The organism is Demequina sp., assembly GCA_024707205.1.
Lineage (GTDB): Bacteria > Actinomycetota > Actinomycetes > Actinomycetales > Demequinaceae > Demequina.
The window spans coordinates 873,039-889,374 of sequence record JANQAD010000001.1 but is presented as its reverse complement, the minus strand read 5'-3'; the positions used below and the strand labels follow the sequence as shown (position 1 = coordinate 889,374).

The window sequence follows — 16,336 nt, the reverse complement described above, 5'->3', positions numbered from 1 at the left end:
CTCTCTAGGCGTTGGGGTCGGTGAAGCGGCCAACGAACAGCACCGCGCCCGTCTCTGGGTTCCGAATCACGTAGAAGAACGGCTTGTCCGCGTGGAGTTCGGCGTTGACGATCGGTGCGCTCGTGAGGGTGAGACCGATAGCGGTGGCGGCACCAGCCTCCGTGCCGTCCTCGTCAACGATGACGTGGGTAGCGTGCACCGCGGAGTCCACTGCCAGGCGCGGCGCGATCCCGTCGAGGCCCTCGACACCGAAAAGTCCGTTGACCTCCAAGCCGTTCTCAATCGCATCCCGTAGATCCAGCTTCGACTCGACATCGAACTTAGGCAGTTGCACGTCGACGTTCCCGTCTGCCTTGCTCGCGTCGAACTGGTCCAGGAAGTCCTGCGAGAGCCGCGACTCGACCGCATCGAACGCGCCATCTGTGGGGACCACGACGACCATCTCGAGGTCTCCAACATATGGCAGAGAGGCGGCCACGAAGTCGTCGCCGTTCACGAACGGCACGTCAAGCGCGCCCCACATGAACGTGGCGCTGGCCGTGGTCCCGTCGGCCATGTGGAAGTCGCCCTCGTTCGTGAGGTTCGCATCGAACGGCGTGAACCACTGCGCCTTCATGTACGTCGCGTTGACAAGAACCAGCCTGGACTCTGGCGTCGGTTGGTCCTCGGGCATGATCTTCGGCACCAAGCCGTGCGTCTGCTTCTTGACCCAGCCGTCCACCAACTTTCGCGAGCCAGCGGCGTCCGTGCTGAGCGGTGCCGAAACGGCGTCGGCCCCAAAGTAGGTGTGAAGGTTTGCCAGGTAGTCCTCCCGCACGTCAAAGCCTTTGTCGATGAACGCGCGGTTCCCAATCGTCACGATGGGCAGGTCCACCGTGTCACCGTCGGCGTTCTTTGCCCCGTCTCCGGCTTCGGAGGACGTTTCAAGGTCGAGCGCGTTGAACTGCTCAAGCAGCTGAGTGCCGGTGGCCGGATAGTGAAACAGCTGATCAAGTGCGGCATCGACGGGCGCCGATGCTCCCGCCTTGACCATCCCGAACGCCACGCCTATCGACACGGGTGAGACGGCCAGATTCGGCTCGTCTCCGCCAGCCTTGAAAACCTCAAACCCGGCGTCATTGAGCGCTCTCGCGAGGGATTCGGTCTTGACTCCCGCGACGGGCGCGCGCTCGTAGGTGGTTTCGCTCACGCACCCAGCCAACACCACACTGGCGGCGAGCGTCGCCGCAACAGTTCCCAGCGCGCGTCGGCCCATATCTATAGGACGCTTCCGGCGGCTCGACCGTTGGCCCCCTCACCCGAAATGTGTGCGTCAGCACCACTTTTGGAGGCGGCATCGTCCCTGTGTGTGTGTCACAGTCATGTGGCCGCGGGGCATCGCTGGGCTGAAGCGTGACCGCACAGCGCGTGAAGCAACGCTGAGACACACAAGCGAGCGTTGGCGCGCGCGAAAGTGGTCCTGACGCACACATAGGGGGTGGGGTCAGGCGTGTGGGCGCACCAAACCGGCCTCGTGCGCCATGACCACGGCCTGCACGCGGTCTCGCGCACCCAGCTTCGAAAGGACCCGGCCCACGTGCGTCTTCACGGTCGGCTCCGCGAGATACAGCTCCGCGCAGATCTCCTGGTTGGACTTCCCCTTGGCCATGAGCAGCAGCACCTCGCGCTCGCGATCGGTCAGCTCGTCAAAGCGATGAGTGCCCGACGGCTCCGGCAGGTTCGCGAGCCGCTCCAGCAGGCGGCGGGTTGAGGAGGGCGCGATGACGGCGTCGCCAGCGTGGACCGAGCGGATGGCGTGCAGCAGGTCCTCGGGAGGCGCGTCCTTGAGCAGGAACCCGCTCGCACCAGCCTTGATGGCCGCGACCACGTACTCGTCGAGGTCGAAGGTGGTGAGGATGATGACCTTCGCCGATGTCGCCTCGGTGAGGGAAGCGCACGCCGCGATCCCATCTGTTCCCGGCATCCGGACGTCCATCAGGACCACGTCGGCCGCGGCGTCGGGCACCACGCGCAGCGCCTCCTCGCCGTCGCCGGCCTCGGCCACGACTTCCATGTCGTCCTGCGAGCCGACGACCATGCGGAAGCCCGCGCGGATGAGCTGCTGGTCGTCGACGAGCGCCACTCGGATGGTCATGGCCTGAAGTATGCCCCTAGACGGCAGTGGATCACGGGGCGTACAGTTTTCTGTACAAGGAAGGAGTGACCGTGAAGACCGTCTCGTACTCGCACTCGCGACAGAACTACGCCAGCGTGCTTGAGTCCGTGATCGCGGATCGCGAAGAGGTGATCGTGACCCGTGCAGGGCATGAGCCCGTGGTGATCGTGTCGCTGGAGGACTACGAGTCGCTCAAGGAGACGGCGTACCTGCTTCAGAACCCGGCGAATGCCCGACGCCTGCTCGCCTCGATAGAGCGCCTTGAGTCCGGCGCGGGTCAGGTGCGCGAGCTCGTCGAGTGAGGCTGGTGTGGGACGAGTCCGCTTGGGAGGACTACGTCCGCTGGCAGGCCGCCGACCGGCGCATGCTCAAGCGCATCAACCTCCTCATTCGGGACATCGCGCGCGGGGCGGCCGAGGCCCAACCCAACGTCGGCATCGGCAAGCCTGAGGCGCTGAAGCACGGGTTTCACGGCTACTGGTCGCGGCGCATCAGCGACGAGCACCGGCTCGTGTACAAGGTCGTCGATGACGAAATTCGGATCGCCGCCTGCCGCTACCACTACGAAGACTGAACCGCTATGCAGGCCTAACCACAGCGTCGGGCGTGCCGAGCGGCAGGCGGGCCCGCACCAGGAATCCGCCGCCCGCTCGGGGGCCGGCCGAGAGCGTGCCACCAAAGAGCGTGACCCGCTCGTGCATGCCCGTGATTCCCGTGCCGGAGCCGTCTCCGCGGGCCGCGGCACCGCGGCCGTCGTCGCTCACGGTGAGCGACACCTCGGTGACGTCCCAGGTCAGCTGGACGTATGCCGTCGGGCCCGGACCGGCATGCTTGAGGACGTTGGTGAGCGCCTCCTGCGCCACCCGATACAGCGTGAGACCAGCGCCGATGGGCAACGGGCGCGGGGTACCCGTGGTGACGAAGGAGACGTTGAGGCCGCCCTCGCGCATCCCCGCGACGAGCACGGGTATGTCGTCGAGCGACGGCTGGGGGCCCATCGCCACTTCGCCGTCGCTGTCCCGCAGCACTCCAAGGAGCGCGCGCATCTCCGTGAGCGCGGAGCGGCTCACCTCGGCGATGGTGTCGAGGGTGCGCTGCGCGGCCTCGGGATCGGACTTGGCGGCGAAGCGGCCGCCGTCGGCTTGAGCCACGACCACGGAGAGCGTGTGGGCCACGACGTCGTGCATCTCGCGCGCAATGCGGGCGCGCTCCGCCGCGGCGGCGAGTTCGGCCTCCGCGCGGGTGTCGCGGGTGAGTGCGTCCTCGAGCGCGCGGGCGTCGCCCTCGCTGCGCCGCCACAGGGAGAACAGGATCACGGCGGCCGCCGCGAAGAAGCCGACCAGCACCCAGGCGAGCAGCTCCATGGCGTTCAGCCTATGGTCGGCGCCGGGTTATGGTCTTGTCTCATGCCCAAACCTCGGACCAAGCACATCGTCGCGTGGTCCCTCGTCGGCCTCATCGTGCTGGCGGGGATCGCAGTCTTCGCCGTCGCCAAGCGCCCGATCACCACGCCTCGCTATCCCGCGGCCGAGTGGTCCGGGGTTGGGGGCGTGCACTCCGGCTGGCTAGACGCCGATACGCGCGAGTCCACCGTGTGCTTCTTCGTCAGCAACGGCCCCAGCTATGACCCGACGGCGCGCGTTGGCCTGGTGCTGCCTGACACCTACCGCGGCTTCAAGCCGTCGATCGTGGAGCGGGGCCTCACCGAGGCGGCCCCCTTCATCTCCGGCACCGCGCTGTGGGCGGGCGTGCCGATCGCGCAGTACGGGGAGCCGGTGACGCTCAAGGGCCGGGCCGCCGTGGGCGATGGGTGGCTCGCCGAGGCCAGGGCTCAGTGGGACAAGTACTGTGACCCGACGGTCGAGACCGTGATCGTGGTCCAGCCCGGCACCCTGGCGACGCCGGACGAGTAGCCGGCCGCAGCGTCGGGCCGTTGTACGTATCTGTACAACACCGTACAATTAAGGCATGGCAACCGTGACCGCGAGCGATGCTCGCCAGACGCTCCCCGCGCAGCTAGACCGCGTGGAGCGCGGTGAAGAGGTGGAGATCACGCGGCATGGCAAGGTCGTGGCCGTGCTTGTGAGGCCAGACGTCCTGCGAGTCCGCCGTGCCAGCGACGCGTGGCGCGAGGCGGATCACATCGGCTCACTGCTCGAGGAGGCGATGGCGCAGAGACTAGAACCGCCTACGATGACCGCCGAACGTGCAGAGGAACTGGTCGCGGCCATCCGCGACGGACGTGATCGCCGATGACCCTCCGCGCGGCCTTCGACGCGGACGTGTTGATCTACGCGGGCTCTCAGCATCCCCTTGGTGCCTCGGTGAATCGGCTGTTCGAAACCGCGGAGGGCCAGGGACTCGTGGGCATGGGCTCGGTCCTCTTGCTGCCTGAAGTGCTGAGCAAGCCGATGCGCGATGACCCCGAGTCTCACGAGGCGCGGACGCTGCGGCGCCTCATTGGCAGGCTCGACCTGCGTGCGTTCGACCAGCGGACGGCGAGGCTGGCGCTGGTCCTTGCCGCCAAGTACAGGCTGCAAGGCGCCGACGCGGCCCACCTCGCCACCGCAGTCGCAGGCGGGGCGGAGTGGTTCATCACCAACAACCGCAAGGACTTTTCGCACGCGATCACGGAGATCGACATCGTCTACCCGGACCAACTGCCCGGGTACGCTTGAACCGTTCCGTAAGCGCCACCCTTGAGGACCCGATGACCGACGCTCTCGCGCCTTCGCAAGCCCCCGCCTCCCAACTCGACACCGTTGAGCACGCCGCCGCCACTCCAGACCAGGAGCAGCCGTGGGCTGAACTGGGCCTGAAGGCGGACGAGTACGCGCGCATCCGGGAGCTGCTTGGCCGCCGCCCCACCAACGCGGAGCTCGCGATGTACTCGGTGATGTGGTCCGAGCACTGCTCGTACAAGTCCTCCAAGGTGCACCTGCGGCAGTTCGGGGACAAGACCACCGATGAGATGAAGACGCACCTCATGGTGGGGATCGGCGAGAACGCGGGTGTCGTGGACATCGGCGACGGCTGGGCCGTGACGTTCAAGGTCGAGAGCCACAACCACCCCTCCTATGTGGAGCCCTATCAGGGCGCCGCGACAGGTGTCGGCGGCATCGTGCGGGACATCCTCGCGATGGGCGCTCGTCCCGTCGCCGTGATGGACGAGCTGCGCTTCGGCGACATCGCGCACCCGGACACGGCGCGCGTGGTGCACGGCGTGGTCTCCGGAGTGGGCGGCTACGGCAACTCCCTGGGCCTGCCCAATGTGGGGGGCGGTGCGTCGTTTGACGCGAGTTTCCAGGGAAACCCCCTGGTAAATGCCCTGTGTGTGGGCGTCATGAAGCATGAGGACATTCACCTGGCCTCTGCCGCCGGTGTGGGCAACAAGGTGGTGCTGTTCGGCGCGCGGACCGGCGGCGACGGCATCGGCGGCGCATCCATTCTGGCGAGCGAGACGTTCGAGGACGGCGTTCCGTCCAAGCGGCCGAGCGTCCAGGTGGGCGACCCCTTCATGGAGAAGGTGCTCATCGAGTGCTGCCTCGAACTCTTCGCCGCGGACGTGGTCCTGGGCATCCAGGACCTCGGCGCCGCGGGCATCAGCTGCGCAACGAGCGAGCTCGCGAGCAACGGCTCCGGCGGCATGCACGTGTGGCTCGACGACGTGCTGCTCCGCGACCCCACCCTCAACGCCGGCGAGATCCTCATGTCCGAGTCCCAGGAGCGGATGATGGCCGTGGTGGAGCCGTCCAAGCTGGACGCGTTCCTCGAGATCACGGGAAAGTGGGACGTCGAGACCGCCGTCGTGGGCGAGGTCAACGACTCCGGCCGCCTCACCATCGACCACCACGGCGAGCGGATCGTGGACGTGGACCCGCGCACCGTGGCGCACGACGGCCCCGTGTACGAGCGCCCATTCGCTCGCCCCGCATGGATGGACGGCCTGCAGGCGGACACCGCTCGCGGGCTCGGCATGCCCGTCACCGAGGATGACCTGCGCCTCGCGTTCCTCGAGCTGATGTCGTCGCCTAACTTGTCTTCCCGCAACTGGATCACCTCGCAGTACGACCGCTACGTGCAGGGCAATACCGCCATGGCACGGCCCGACGCTGTTGGCGTGGTCCGCGTGGACGAGTCCACCGGGCGCGGGGTCGCCATCGCCACCCGCTCAAACGACCGCTTCACCAAGCTGGACCCATACGCGGGCGCGATCGAGTCGCTCGCCCACGCCTACCGCTCGGTCGCGGCCACGGGCGCCACGCCCCTGGCCATCACGGACGGCCTGAACTTCGGCTCTCCCGAGGATCCGGACGCGATGTGGCAGTTCGCCGAGGCCATTCGCGGCCTCGCCGACGGCTGCCAGGAGCTTGGCGTGCCCGTCACGGGCGGCAACGTCTCGCTCTACAACGGCACGGGCGAGCCGGGCCGCATCGACTCGTCCATCAATCCCACCGCGATCGTCGGCGTGCTCGGCGTCTTCGACGACGTCTCCCGCGCGCTCCCCTCCGGCTGGCGTGAAGACGGCCAGCTCATCTACGTGCTCGGCACCACGCGCGCCGAGCTCGACGGCTCGCAGTACGCCGCGATCTCCGGCCACTTGGGCGGACTGCCGCCGGTCGCCGACCTCGCGGCCGAGCGCGTGCTCGCCGAGGTGCTCGTCTCCAGCTCCCGTGACGGCCTGGCCGACGCCGCGGTCGCCTTGGGTGAGGGCGGCATCGCCGCTGCTTTGGCTCGCGGGGCGCTGCGCTACGGGGTTGGCGCGCGGGTCGTTCTGGACGAGCTGGCCGCTCGCGACGGCATCTCGATCGCCCAGGCGCTGTTCAGTGAGAGCCAGGCTCGCGCTCTCGTGGTGCTCCCGCGCACGGAGGAGCCCACGTTCCTCGCAATGCTCGAGGCGCGCGGAGTCCCGGCGGTCCGCATCGGCGTGACCGATGCCGAAGGCGGGCTCGAAGTCCAGGGCGCGTTCAGCGTCGGGCTGGACGAGCTGCGTGAGGCGCACGAGGCCACGCTGCCGAGGCACTTCGCGTAGCGAAGGTTGGCGCCAATCGTGACCGTCGATGCGAACTTGTTGTCCGAGGCCATCGTCGTCTGGACTGGCCACGGGAAGGCCGCGTGGCCGTCACGGGACCCCGAGAGTCTCGTCGCCGCATGGGGCGCGGAACTCGCTCAAGAGCTTCTACCAGCGGTGCTCCTGGCCGATCGCGAGTTCTGGGACTCAGACGCGCATTTCAGGGTCGCAGAACTCGCGTTGATGGGCGAGGTCGCGGCGGAGCGTTTCCGCGCCCTGCGCCCCGAACTATCTGAGGCTGCTGTCCGTGCGCTGGCGTGGTGCTACACGTTCGACAACAAGTAGACCCTCCGGTTGGGGGAGAAGACGGTTCAGTCTGCTCGGCTGAGCGCCGCATACATGTGAAGCGGATTCGCGGGCACAGGCGCAAAGCCGTATTGGCGGTAGAAGTCGGCGGCCCTTTCATCAATCGCATGGACGACTAGAGCCCGCGCACCGATGACTTCTGCCGCGCTTGCCGCTTTGAGCGTCGCGTCCTTGAGCAGCGCGCTCCCCAGGCCCGCGCCCTGGAATCGCGTGTCGATGGCAAGGCGCCCTAGCAACACCACGGAGACGGGATCGGGCGTGTTGCGCGTCAGCCAACCGCCGCCGACGTGCCCGTGTGAGATCGAGAACGACGAGAGGCAGTAGTACCCGACTACTTCAGTAAAGCCATCCGTGATGACATACGTCTTTGCGGTCTGCGCTCTCTCCGCCTTGAGCGCCCTTGCCTTCAGCCACTGGTCGAGGTCGTCGTTCCCGGACGAGAAAGCTCCGGTGTCGTCCTGCGGTTTCAGCGGTCGCGGCCCCCCGAACCGGCTCATGACTCAAGGACCGACGGCTTGTCGAGGAGTTCGCGCAGCGCTGGCGGCATCGTCGGCTCGGCGTCGAGTGCGGCAACGAACTCGTCCCATGCTTCCGGCGACAGGACCAGAGTCCGCTGCCGCTGCACCGCCTCCGCGGCACGTTCCATCACCGCCGCGACCGTAAATCCGGCGGCCGTCGTTCCCTCAAGGTGCGCGGCATCTTCAATCAGGCGCTTCTGCTCGACGGTAAGTCGCAGATCTAGACGTTCGGGCTTGGCCATGGAGCAGTGTACGGCGATTTACCGCCAGAATCTAGGCCTCGACGACCCGTGGCACCCTTGACCCATGACCGCGAGACGCCGCATTCCGGACACCGAGGGCCGCTCGGCCGTCGCCAGCTGGCTCGCCGCGGAGGGCCGCATCGACCGCGACACCACGGCCACGGCCGTCCGCTGGGCGCTTGAGGAGCTCGCCGCGCTCGCCCCCGGCCAGTCCGTCGAGGTCCGCGTCCCACCCTTCGGCGCCACCCAGATTCTCGAGGGCACCACCCACCGCCGCGGCACCCCACCGGCGGTGGTCGAACTCGGCGATGACGCCTTCCTCTCTCTCGTCACCGGCTCCCTCGAATGGACCGACGCTGTGGCCAGGGGCCTCGTTTCGGCCTCGGGGGAGCGGGCAGACCTCTCGGGGCTGCTGCCGCTCGTCACATAAGTAGAATGAACCCGTGAGCGACGTCCCCGCGTACGAGCCTGACTCATACGAGCCCGACGCCTTCGAGACCGCCGACGAGGACGTGCCCACCATGGATGAGTTGGACCGCGTCGCGTTCGACGCCGTGGTCCGCAGCGCCCCCAGGTTTGGCCGCTTCATCGGCACCGGGGTCGGCATCGGCTTCGTCGTGGGCCTCATCATCGGCCTCGTGCTCCCCAACACCACGTCCGTGGGTCGCAGCGTTGTCGCGATCATGGTGGCGAGCGGCTTCGCGATCATCGGGGGCCTGGTCGCCGGCGCGCTCGTCGTGACGCTCGACGGCACCAAGAAGGCACCCGCCGAGAGCGGCTTCCCGTGGGAGGCGCCGAGCGAAACCGACACCAGCGTCGGGCAGGAGCCCCAGTGAGCCGCAGGGGCGACGGCCGCCTGAGCCACGACCTTCTCCCCGGCGAAAAGGGCCCGCAGGACGCGTGCGGGGTCTTCGGGGTCTTCGGCCCCGGCGAGGACGTCGCCAAGCTCGCCTACTTTGGCCTGTACGCGCTGCAGCACCGCGGCCAGGAGTCTGCGGGCATCGCCGCGTCCAATGGCGAGAACATCCTGGTATTCAAGGACATGGGCCTGGTCTCGCAGGTCTTCGACGAGGGTGCGCTTGAGGCGCTGCAGGGTCACATCGCGGTGGGGCACACGCGGTATTCGACCACCGGCGCATCCACATGGGCGAATGCCCAGCCAACTCTGGGGCCGACCAAGAGCGGCACGGTCGCCTTGGGTCACAACGGCAACCTCACGAACACCGAGCGGTTGCTCGAGTTGGTGGGCGAGCGGCTTGGGGCCGAGCGGCTCGCGGCCATGCGCACAGGGGGCACGGACACCGCTATCCTCACCGCGCTGCTCAGTTGGGACCGCTTCGAGACCCTCGAGGAGACCGCGCTGGAGCTGCTGCCGCAGGTGCGCGGCGCGTTCTGCTTCGTCTTCATGGACGAGAGCACGCTCTACGCGGCGAGGGACGCGAACGGGGTTCGGCCGCTGGTCCTTGGTCAGCTCGCGAGCGGCGGCTGGGTGGTCGCATCTGAGATCCCTGCACTCGACATCACGGGCGCGCGGTTCGTGCGCGAGGTGGAGCCCGGCGAGTTCCTGCGCATCGATGAGACGGGTGTGCACTCCCAGCACTTCGCAGAGCCGGACCCAAAGGGCTGCATCTTCGAGTACGTGTACCTGGCCCGCCCTGACACGTCCATCAACGGCCGCTCCGTTCAGGCGAGCCGGCTCGAGATGGGGCGGGCGCTCGCGCGCGAGCACCCCGTGGAGGCGGACCTGGTGATCCCCGTGCCCGAGTCCGGGACGCCGGCCGCGGTCGGCTACGCGCAGGCCTCCGGCATCCCGTTCGCGCAGGGACTCACCAAGAACGCCTACGTTGGCCGCACGTTCATCCAGCCCTCGCAGACGCTTCGGCAGCTGGGCATCCGGCTCAAGCTCAACCCTCTGCGCGAGGTCATTGCTGGTAAACGGCTGATTGTGGTGGACGACTCGATCGTGCGCGGCAACACCCAGCGCGCGATCGTCGCCATGCTGAGGGAGGCGGGCGCGCTCGAGGTGCACGTGCGCATCTCCTCCCCGCCCGTGCAGTGGCCGTGCTTCTACGGCATCGACTTCCCCACGCGCGAGGAGCTCGCCGCCGTTGGCCACTCCGTTGACGAGATCCGCGAGCAGATAGGCGCGGACTCGCTGGGCTTCATCTCCACGGAAGGCATGGTTGCGGCCACCCAGCAGGCGGAGAGCCGCCTGTGCACCGCGTGCTTCACCGGCACCTACCCCATCGAGCCGCCGGTCAGCGCGCGATACCTGCTGCTGCAGCAGAAGGTGGAGGTGGCGCAATGAGCGGGGCCGAAGGCATCACCTACGCCGACGCCGGGGTGGACATCCACGCAGGCGACAAGGCCGTTGAGCTCATGAAGTCCGCCGTGGCGCGCACCCACGGCCCCGAAGTCCTTGGTGGCGTCGGCGCGTTCGCCGGATTGTTCGATGCGAGCGCCCTGCTGGATTACAAGCGCCCGCTCCTCGCGAGCAGCACCGACGGCGTGGGCACCAAGATCGTCATCGCGCAGGCGATGGGGGTCCACGACACCATCGGCAAGGACCTGGTCGCGATGGTCGTCGACGACATCGTGGTCTGCGGCGCCAAGCCCCTGCTCATGACCGACTACATCGCGTGCGGCCGCGTGGTCCCCGAGCGCATTGCGGACATCGTCCGCGGCATCGCCGAGGGCTGCGTGGAGGCGGGCGTCGCGCTCGTTGGCGGCGAGACCGCCGAGCACCCGGGAGTCATGGGCGAGGACGAGTACGACGTCGCCGGCGCCGCGATCGGCGTGGTCGAGGCAGAGAAGCTCCTGGGACCGGAGAAGGTCAAGTCGGGCGACCTCGTGGTCGCGATGGCTTCATCCGGCCTGCACTCCAACGGCTACTCGCTCGTACGAAGCATCGTCGCCAGCCAGGGCTGGACCCTCGAGACCTACGCCCCAGAGCTCACCCGCTCGCTTGGCGCCGAACTTCTCGAGCCCACCCGCATCTACGCCAAGCTGTGTGTGGAGCTCGCGGACTCCACACCCGGCCTGCACGCCTTCAGTCACGTCACCGGCGGCGGGCTCGCGGCGAACCTCGCGCGAGTGCTCCCCAAAGGCCTCGCCGCCACCGTCGCTCGCGACTCCTGGGCGCTGCCGCCCATCTTCGCCCTGCTTCAGGACGCGGGCAAGGTCCCGTGGAGCGACCTCGAGTCCACACTCAACCTCGGCGTAGGCATGGTCGCGGTGGTGAGCCCGGGAGAGGCGGCGGCCGTGATCGAGGCGAGCGGAGCGTCGGGCGTGCCCGCGTGGGTCATCGGTGAAGTGGCGCCCGATGCTGGCCGCCCCACCTCCCCGGACGTCGTGAGGGGCGCCAAGGGCGTCGATGGCGGCGCCGTGGTGCTCACGGGCACGTACCAGGTGTAGCCGGGGCGGCCAGGTCAGGACGTGCGGTCCGCCTCAGTCCTCGTCGTCGGACGCCCAGCGGTCGTAGTACGGGTCTTCGGGCTCTGCCTCGCGCGTCACAGTGGGCGCGACGGGGGCTCCAGAGATCAGTTCGCGCTCAAGGTCACGCAGGTTTCCACCATGGTTGGTGTACTTGAGTTCGCGAGCAATCTTCGCGTCTTTTGCCTTCTGACGACCGCGCCCCATGTCGCCGTCCCTTCCCGTTGTGCAACTCCCACCCGGTACTTTACAACGCGGGCTCCCCGGCCAGATACTCCCGCCAATCGGGCATTTCCCCAAATCTCGCTGAAAGCCCGTCATAATCGGCGAGGGCGCTCCTCTCATTGAAGTGACAGCGCCCCGCCGAGGGCAGTAGAAGATCTGAGGGAACCCAATGATGGCTGAGACGGTTCAGGAACCGGAGAAGTTGCTCACACCAAGCGAGGTCGCCGCGATCTTCCGCGTCGATCCCAAGACGGTCACGCGGTGGGCCAAGGTTGGCAAGTTGTCATCCATTCGCACCCTTGGCGGTCACCGTCGCTTCCGCGAGGCCGAAGTGCAGGCCCTTCTCGCCGACGCTCAGGAGCCTCGCGCCTAGGTGCCGGTTGGGCCCTCGCTGGCCCTGCAGTGATGTCAGACGCTCCGCGTACGCTTGGCTGTCATGCCGTCCCCACTGCTCGCGAGCACCTATCGCACGCCCATAGGCGACCTTTCCGTCCTCATTGACCCAGCGTCGGGCAATGTTGTCTGCTCCCATTTCGGCACTGTCGCCGAGGCTGCGCGCGAGCTTGGCGCGGGCTGGGTTCAGATGCCCGACGCTCGCGTGGCGGCGGCTCTCGAGTCCTGGGCGTCTGGGGACGGTTCCGCACTCACCGACATCCCGGTCTATCAGGATGGGTCCGCCCTGCAGCAGGAGATCTGGGCGGCCGTGCGCGCAATCCCGAGCGGCGAGACCGCAACGTACGGCGAGATCGCGCTCGAGGTGGGCGGCCGCGCGCAGCCCGCGCTGTTGGCACGGCCTGCGCGCGCAACCTCACCACCCCGTTCACACCGTGTCACCGCGTGGTGAGCGCGAACGGCATCGGCGGCTTTGGGGGAGCGACCGAGTTGAAGCGGCGCATGATCGAGTTGGAGCAGCGATGAACGCCCCCGCGAAGTCGTGGCTGCCCGCGTTCCTGGTCTGCGCCGTCTCGTGGGGATCGAGCTTCATGTTCATCCACGTTGCGCTCGAGTCCTTCTCGCCGGCCGAGGTGGCACTCGGCAGGGTGGTCGTGGGCGCACTCGTGCTGGTGGGCATGCTCGTGGTGATGCGTCAGCGGCCGCGCTTCTCCGTGCGGGATCTGGGGCTCATCGCACTCGTGGCGGTGACTCTCTCGGTGGTCCCGTTCATCCTGATCCCGCTCGCCGAGCTGCACATCACGTCCATTCTCGCGAGCCTGCTCAACGCGACAACGCCGCTGTGGACGGCGTTCTTCGTGGCACTGCTGATCCCGCATGAGAAGGCGAGCCGGGTGCAGGTGATCGGTCTGCTGATCGGCGCCCTGGGGATCGCGGTGCTGCTGGGGGCGTGGAGAGTCGACGAGTTGCCCGTGGCGGGCGCGGCGCTCATGCTCGCGGCGACGGCCTGCTACGGGATCGGCGGCGTGGTGTCGCGGATGTTCCTTTCCAAGGTGAAGTCAACGCCAACCGGCCTCAGCGCGGCGCAGATGTCGATGTCGGCAGTCATGCTCGCGCCCATCGCCCTGATCTCCGCTCCCAGCCCGCACCCGACCGTGCACGGCAATGCGGCTTGGGCTCTGCTCGCGCTCGGCGTGTTCGGCACGAGCTTCGCGTACGTGCTCTTCTATCACGTGGTGCGGATCGCGGGCGCCACACTCGCGTCGTCGACCACGTATGTGATTCCTATCGTCGCCACGGTGCTCGGCATCGTTGTGCTCGGCGAGAAGCTCACCTGGTACGAGCCGCTAGGCGCGGCCATCGTCCTCGGCGGGGTGTGGCTCGCGCAACGCAAGCCCAAGGTGGTGGACGTGGAGGCCGAGGCGGCGCACGCGTAGGCGCGACCGCCTACGGCAGCGAGTCCTTGACGGCCTCGATGGCGCGGTGGGGCACCAGGTCAGAGTTCTTCTTGATCTTGGAGGCGCCCCAGATGCCGAACACGAGCACCCAGATGAGGAGCAGCCCGCCGATCACGAGCGCTGCCGCCCAGGCCGGCATGATCTCCGCGAGACCAAGGGTGGCCGCGGTGAGGAACAGCGCGATCGTGAAGAAGGCGAAGAACAGCGCGACGCCCAGCATGATCGCGCCGGTGCGCAGCTCGCGCAGCTTGACCTGCACCTCGACCTTGGCGATGGCCCACTCGGTGCGAATGCGAGCCACAAACGGTCCGGCGACGGACGCGAAGAGGGCGTTGAAGATCGCCTTGAAAATGCCGGTGACTGACATGAGTAGCTCCTTGGTGGCCTACACCTAGTGAATCCTCTATCGGCACGGGAGCGCAAACGCGTGAGGCTGGCTCACTTGTTTGAGCCCGCCAGGAGTGCCTGCACAAAGTAGCGCTGGAACGCGAAGAACACGATGAGCGGGATGACCATCGAGACGAACGCCCCCGTTGACAGCACGTCGATGTTGGACCCGAACTGGCGTAGCTGAGACTGAATCGCGACCGTAATGGGCTGCGACTCTGCGTTCGTGAAGATGAGCCCGATGAGCAGGTCGTTCCACGTCCACAGGAACTGGAAGATCGCCAGGGAAGCGATCGCGGGCGCGCCAAGAGGAAGGATCACCCGAACAAAGATCCGCCACTCACTCGCGCCGTCAACCCGGGCCGCCTCGAGCACCTCGCGCGGGATCTGGGTGAAGAAGTTGCGCAGCAGGAAGATCGCAAACGGCAGACCGAATGCGACATGGAACAGGATCACCCCAGGTATTGAGCCGAAGATGCCAAGCCAGCCAAAGAGCCGCGCCACGGGGATGAGCGCCACCTGCAGTGGCACCGCGAGCAGCACGATCACTGCAATGAGCAGCCCGTCGCGCCCAGGGAACTCCATCCACGCGAACGCGTAGCCGGCCAGCGCGCCCACGAGCACCACCAGCAGCGTGGCGGGCACCACGATGAGGATCGAGTTGAGCAGCGACGAGGTGATCGCCGAGTTCGAGAGCAGATCCACGTAGTTCTGCAGCGTGAGCTGGGCTGGCTTTGTGAACACCGTCCACCAGCCCGACGTCGTCGAGTCTCCGACCGTGCGGAAGGACGTCAGCAGCAGGCCGAGCGAAGGGATCACCCACAGCAGCGCAACCACGATGAGCGCAAAGTTGACGAAGCCCTTGCCGAAGAAACCGAGCACCCGCTGGGCAGGGGTCCGCTTGCCCTTGACGATGGTGAGGTCCGTCATCGTGACCGCTCCTCCCGGAAACGCCGCACATTGATGATCATGAACGGCAGCACGAGCAGCAGCAGCAGGATCGCGAGCGCAGAGCCCAGGCCCTGGTCGTTGCCGCCACCGAACGACACGGTCCACATCTCCACCGCGATCACATTCGCCGCGGGTTTCGCGTTGCCTGGCGGGATCACGTATACGAGGTCGAAGATCTTGAGCACGTTGATGATGAGCGTGACGAACACGACCACAAGCACGGGCGCGAGCAGGGGCGCGGTGATGCGCGTGAACACCTTCCACTCGGTGGCGCCGTCCACGCGAGCGGCCTCTTGCAGCGAGCGGTCCATGGCGGACAGCCCGGACGCGATCATCACCATCGCGAACCCCGCCCAGATCCAGATATAGGAGAGGATGACCACCGCCGTGATGAAAGTGGCGCTGAGCCAGGGCACGCCCGTGGCGCCCTCGGCGAAGTTCGCGGCGGCAGGGCGATGCGATAGCTCGCCCCGGCGTCCAGACCCTGGATCACGTAGGTCCCGTCGTCCGCGGTCTGTGCGCTCGCGGCCACGCTGCCGTCCGCGGCGACCGCGTCCACCCGCACCCCCGGGAGCCCCATCTCCCCGTCATCGATCGAGCCGGGGACGCCACCCCCGCCACGCACAAAGTCAAGCCATACCGTGCCGGTGACCTCGCCGTCGGCCGGGCCCGACGCTGGGGCGGCTTGAGTGGGATCCTCGCCTAACGATTCGGTTCGGATTCCTACGAGGGGGAAGTCGGCGGTCGAGCCAGGGGTGACGGTGGACTCGGTGGCGATGATGCCCTGCTCGGCGATGATCCCGGCGTCGGTGCGCGGCTTGGCGCCGGGGTACGCGGACTGGTTGGAGAACACGCTCTTGGCGCCGACGATCGCCGCGTTGACCACGCCGATTGACGGGTCCTCCTGGAACATGCCGCGGAAGATCACGCCCGCCGCGAGCATCGAGATCGCCATGGGCATGAAGATGATGAGCTTGAAGGCGGTGGACCAGCGGATCTTGTCCAGCAGCACCGCGAAGACCAGGCCGATCAGCGTGCATGAGATGGGGGCGACGATCACCCAGATGATGTTGTTGCGAATCGCGGTGAACGTGGAGTCGCGGGTGAACATCGTGACGTAGTTGTCCCAGCCGATGAACTTGTCGCCCTTGGCGTTGTAGAACGACCTGATGCCCGTAAAGACCATGGGGTACACGACG

At 67.4% G+C, this 16,336-nt stretch carries 24 protein-coding genes and 1 pseudogene; 15 read left to right on the top strand and 10 right to left on the bottom strand.

Going from position 1 to position 16,336, the window contains the following annotated elements; all coding sequences use genetic code 11:
* Positions 1–4 precede the first annotated feature (4 nt).
* A complete protein-coding gene (locus NVV57_04595; GenBank protein ID MCR6712002.1) occupies positions 5–1,189 on the bottom strand; it encodes a serpin family protein in 1,185 nt (394 codons plus the stop codon).
* Between the two features lie 294 nt (positions 1,190–1,483).
* Positions 1,484–2,134: a response regulator transcription factor gene (locus NVV57_04590; protein ID MCR6712001.1), complete on the bottom strand. Its 651-nt coding sequence runs from the start codon at positions 2,132–2,134 to the stop codon at positions 1,484–1,486.
* Positions 2,135–2,205: 71 nt separating this feature from the next.
* Here NVV57_04590 and NVV57_04585 point away from each other — a divergent pair, with 71 nt between their 5' ends.
* Both NVV57_04585 and NVV57_04580 read left to right on the top strand, forming a co-directional pair.
* Positions 2,206–2,457 carry a type II toxin-antitoxin system prevent-host-death family antitoxin gene (locus NVV57_04585; GenBank protein ID MCR6712000.1) on the top strand — a complete coding sequence of 84 codons (252 nt, stop codon included), beginning with the start codon at positions 2,206–2,208 and terminating at the stop codon, positions 2,455–2,457.
* The gene (locus NVV57_04580) at positions 2,454–2,729 is read left to right on the top strand and encodes a Txe/YoeB family addiction module toxin (protein MCR6711999.1); all 276 of its coding nucleotides are present in this window, start codon (positions 2,454–2,456) and stop codon (positions 2,727–2,729) included. Before NVV57_04585 ends, NVV57_04580 begins: the two co-directional genes overlap by 4 nt.
* A 4-nt stretch (positions 2,730–2,733) precedes the next feature.
* Here NVV57_04580 and NVV57_04575 read toward each other — a convergent pair whose 3' ends face one another.
* Positions 2,734–3,519, bottom strand: coding sequence for a histidine kinase (locus tag NVV57_04575; GenBank protein ID MCR6711998.1), 786 nt, complete (start codon positions 3,517–3,519; stop codon positions 2,734–2,736).
* Between the two features lie 42 nt (positions 3,520–3,561).
* Here NVV57_04575 and NVV57_04570 point away from each other — a divergent pair, with 42 nt between their 5' ends.
* Genes NVV57_04570 through NVV57_04550 form a run of 5 tightly spaced genes read left to right on the top strand, consistent with a single transcriptional unit; the run spans position 3,562 to position 7,511 of the window.
* Positions 3,562–4,068 (top strand): hypothetical protein, encoded by a 507-nt coding sequence (locus NVV57_04570; protein ID MCR6711997.1) that lies wholly within the window; start codon positions 3,562–3,564, stop codon positions 4,066–4,068.
* Between the two features lie 55 nt (positions 4,069–4,123).
* Entirely contained in the window at positions 4,124–4,411 is a 288-nt protein-coding gene (locus NVV57_04565; GenBank protein MCR6711996.1) for a type II toxin-antitoxin system prevent-host-death family antitoxin, read from the top strand.
* Complete coding sequence (locus NVV57_04560) at positions 4,408–4,833, top strand: type II toxin-antitoxin system VapC family toxin (GenBank protein ID MCR6711995.1); 426 nt, start codon at positions 4,408–4,410, stop codon at positions 4,831–4,833. Before NVV57_04565 ends, NVV57_04560 begins: the two co-directional genes overlap by 4 nt.
* A 32-nt stretch (positions 4,834–4,865) precedes the next feature.
* Positions 4,866–7,187 carry a phosphoribosylformylglycinamidine synthase subunit PurL gene (gene purL, locus NVV57_04555; protein ID MCR6711994.1) on the top strand — a complete coding sequence of 774 codons (2,322 nt, stop codon included), beginning with the start codon at positions 4,866–4,868 and terminating at the stop codon, positions 7,185–7,187.
* An 18-nt stretch (positions 7,188–7,205) separates the two neighbouring features.
* Positions 7,206–7,511: a hypothetical protein gene (locus NVV57_04550; GenBank protein ID MCR6711993.1), complete on the top strand. Its 306-nt coding sequence runs from the start codon at positions 7,206–7,208 to the stop codon at positions 7,509–7,511.
* Between the two features lie 26 nt (positions 7,512–7,537).
* On the opposite strand, the gene NVV57_04545 is transcribed toward NVV57_04550, so the two are convergent.
* Both NVV57_04545 and NVV57_04540 read right to left on the bottom strand, forming a co-directional pair.
* The gene (locus NVV57_04545) at positions 7,538–8,029 is read right to left on the bottom strand and encodes a GNAT family N-acetyltransferase (GenBank protein ID MCR6711992.1); all 492 of its coding nucleotides are present in this window, start codon (positions 8,027–8,029) and stop codon (positions 7,538–7,540) included.
* Complete coding sequence (locus tag NVV57_04540; protein MCR6711991.1) at positions 8,026–8,292, bottom strand: DUF1778 domain-containing protein; 267 nt, start codon at positions 8,290–8,292, stop codon at positions 8,026–8,028. The genes NVV57_04545 and NVV57_04540 overlap by 4 nt, the downstream gene beginning before the upstream one ends.
* Positions 8,293–8,356: 64 nt before the next feature.
* Between NVV57_04540 and NVV57_04535 the strand changes: the two genes are divergently transcribed.
* The 4 genes from NVV57_04535 to purM are packed head-to-tail and all read left to right on the top strand — an operon-like array spanning position 8,357 to position 11,706.
* Entirely contained in the window at positions 8,357–8,722 is a 366-nt protein-coding gene (locus NVV57_04535) for a sterol carrier family protein (GenBank protein MCR6711990.1), read from the top strand.
* A 13-nt stretch (positions 8,723–8,735) separates the two neighbouring features.
* Positions 8,736–9,128: a hypothetical protein gene (locus NVV57_04530; GenBank protein ID MCR6711989.1), complete on the top strand. Its 393-nt coding sequence runs from the start codon at positions 8,736–8,738 to the stop codon at positions 9,126–9,128.
* Positions 9,125–10,600 (top strand): amidophosphoribosyltransferase, encoded by a 1,476-nt coding sequence (gene purF, locus NVV57_04525; protein MCR6711988.1) that lies wholly within the window; start codon positions 9,125–9,127, stop codon positions 10,598–10,600. The genes NVV57_04530 and purF overlap by 4 nt, the downstream gene beginning before the upstream one ends.
* On the top strand, positions 10,597–11,706 hold the full coding sequence (gene purM, locus NVV57_04520) for a phosphoribosylformylglycinamidine cyclo-ligase (GenBank protein MCR6711987.1): 1,110 nt from the start codon (positions 10,597–10,599) through the stop codon (positions 11,704–11,706). Before purF ends, purM begins: the two co-directional genes overlap by 4 nt.
* A gap of 33 nt (positions 11,707–11,739) precedes the next feature.
* On the opposite strand, the gene NVV57_04515 is transcribed toward purM, so the two are convergent.
* Positions 11,740–11,931 (bottom strand): DUF3073 domain-containing protein, encoded by a 192-nt coding sequence (locus NVV57_04515; GenBank protein ID MCR6711986.1) that lies wholly within the window; start codon positions 11,929–11,931, stop codon positions 11,740–11,742.
* A gap of 190 nt (positions 11,932–12,121) precedes the next feature.
* Between NVV57_04515 and NVV57_04510 the strand changes: the two genes are divergently transcribed.
* The 4 genes and pseudogenes from NVV57_04510 (at position 12,122) to NVV57_04495 (ending at position 13,778) form a co-directional block, all read left to right on the top strand.
* A complete protein-coding gene (locus NVV57_04510) occupies positions 12,122–12,322 on the top strand; it encodes a BldC family transcriptional regulator (GenBank protein ID MCR6711985.1) in 201 nt (66 codons plus the stop codon).
* Between the two features lie 210 nt (positions 12,323–12,532).
* A pseudogene (locus tag NVV57_04505) lies at positions 12,533–12,679 on the top strand (hypothetical protein).
* The gene (locus NVV57_04500) at positions 12,643–12,867 is read left to right on the top strand and encodes an MGMT family protein (GenBank protein ID MCR6711984.1); all 225 of its coding nucleotides are present in this window, start codon (positions 12,643–12,645) and stop codon (positions 12,865–12,867) included. Before NVV57_04505 ends, NVV57_04500 begins: the two are co-directional and overlap by 37 nt.
* Positions 12,864–13,778 (top strand): EamA family transporter, encoded by a 915-nt coding sequence (locus NVV57_04495; protein ID MCR6711983.1) that lies wholly within the window; start codon positions 12,864–12,866, stop codon positions 13,776–13,778. Before NVV57_04500 ends, NVV57_04495 begins: the two co-directional genes overlap by 4 nt.
* A gap of 10 nt (positions 13,779–13,788) precedes the next feature.
* Here NVV57_04495 and NVV57_04490 read toward each other — a convergent pair whose 3' ends face one another.
* From NVV57_04490 to NVV57_04475, 4 genes are all read right to left on the bottom strand, one after another.
* Positions 13,789–14,166 (bottom strand): phage holin family protein, encoded by a 378-nt coding sequence (locus NVV57_04490; protein MCR6711982.1) that lies wholly within the window; start codon positions 14,164–14,166, stop codon positions 13,789–13,791.
* Positions 14,167–14,237: 71 nt separating this feature from the next.
* Positions 14,238–15,116, bottom strand: a complete 879-nt coding sequence (locus NVV57_04485) for a carbohydrate ABC transporter permease (GenBank protein ID MCR6711981.1) — start codon at positions 15,114–15,116, stop codon at positions 14,238–14,240.
* Entirely contained in the window at positions 15,113–15,520 is a 408-nt protein-coding gene (locus NVV57_04480; protein ID MCR6711980.1) for a sugar ABC transporter permease, read from the bottom strand. The genes NVV57_04485 and NVV57_04480 overlap by 4 nt, the downstream gene beginning before the upstream one ends.
* On the bottom strand, positions 15,472–16,332 hold the full coding sequence (locus NVV57_04475; GenBank protein MCR6711979.1) for a hypothetical protein: 861 nt from the start codon (positions 16,330–16,332) through the stop codon (positions 15,472–15,474). The genes NVV57_04480 and NVV57_04475 overlap by 49 nt, the downstream gene beginning before the upstream one ends.
* Positions 16,333–16,336 lie beyond the last annotated feature (4 nt).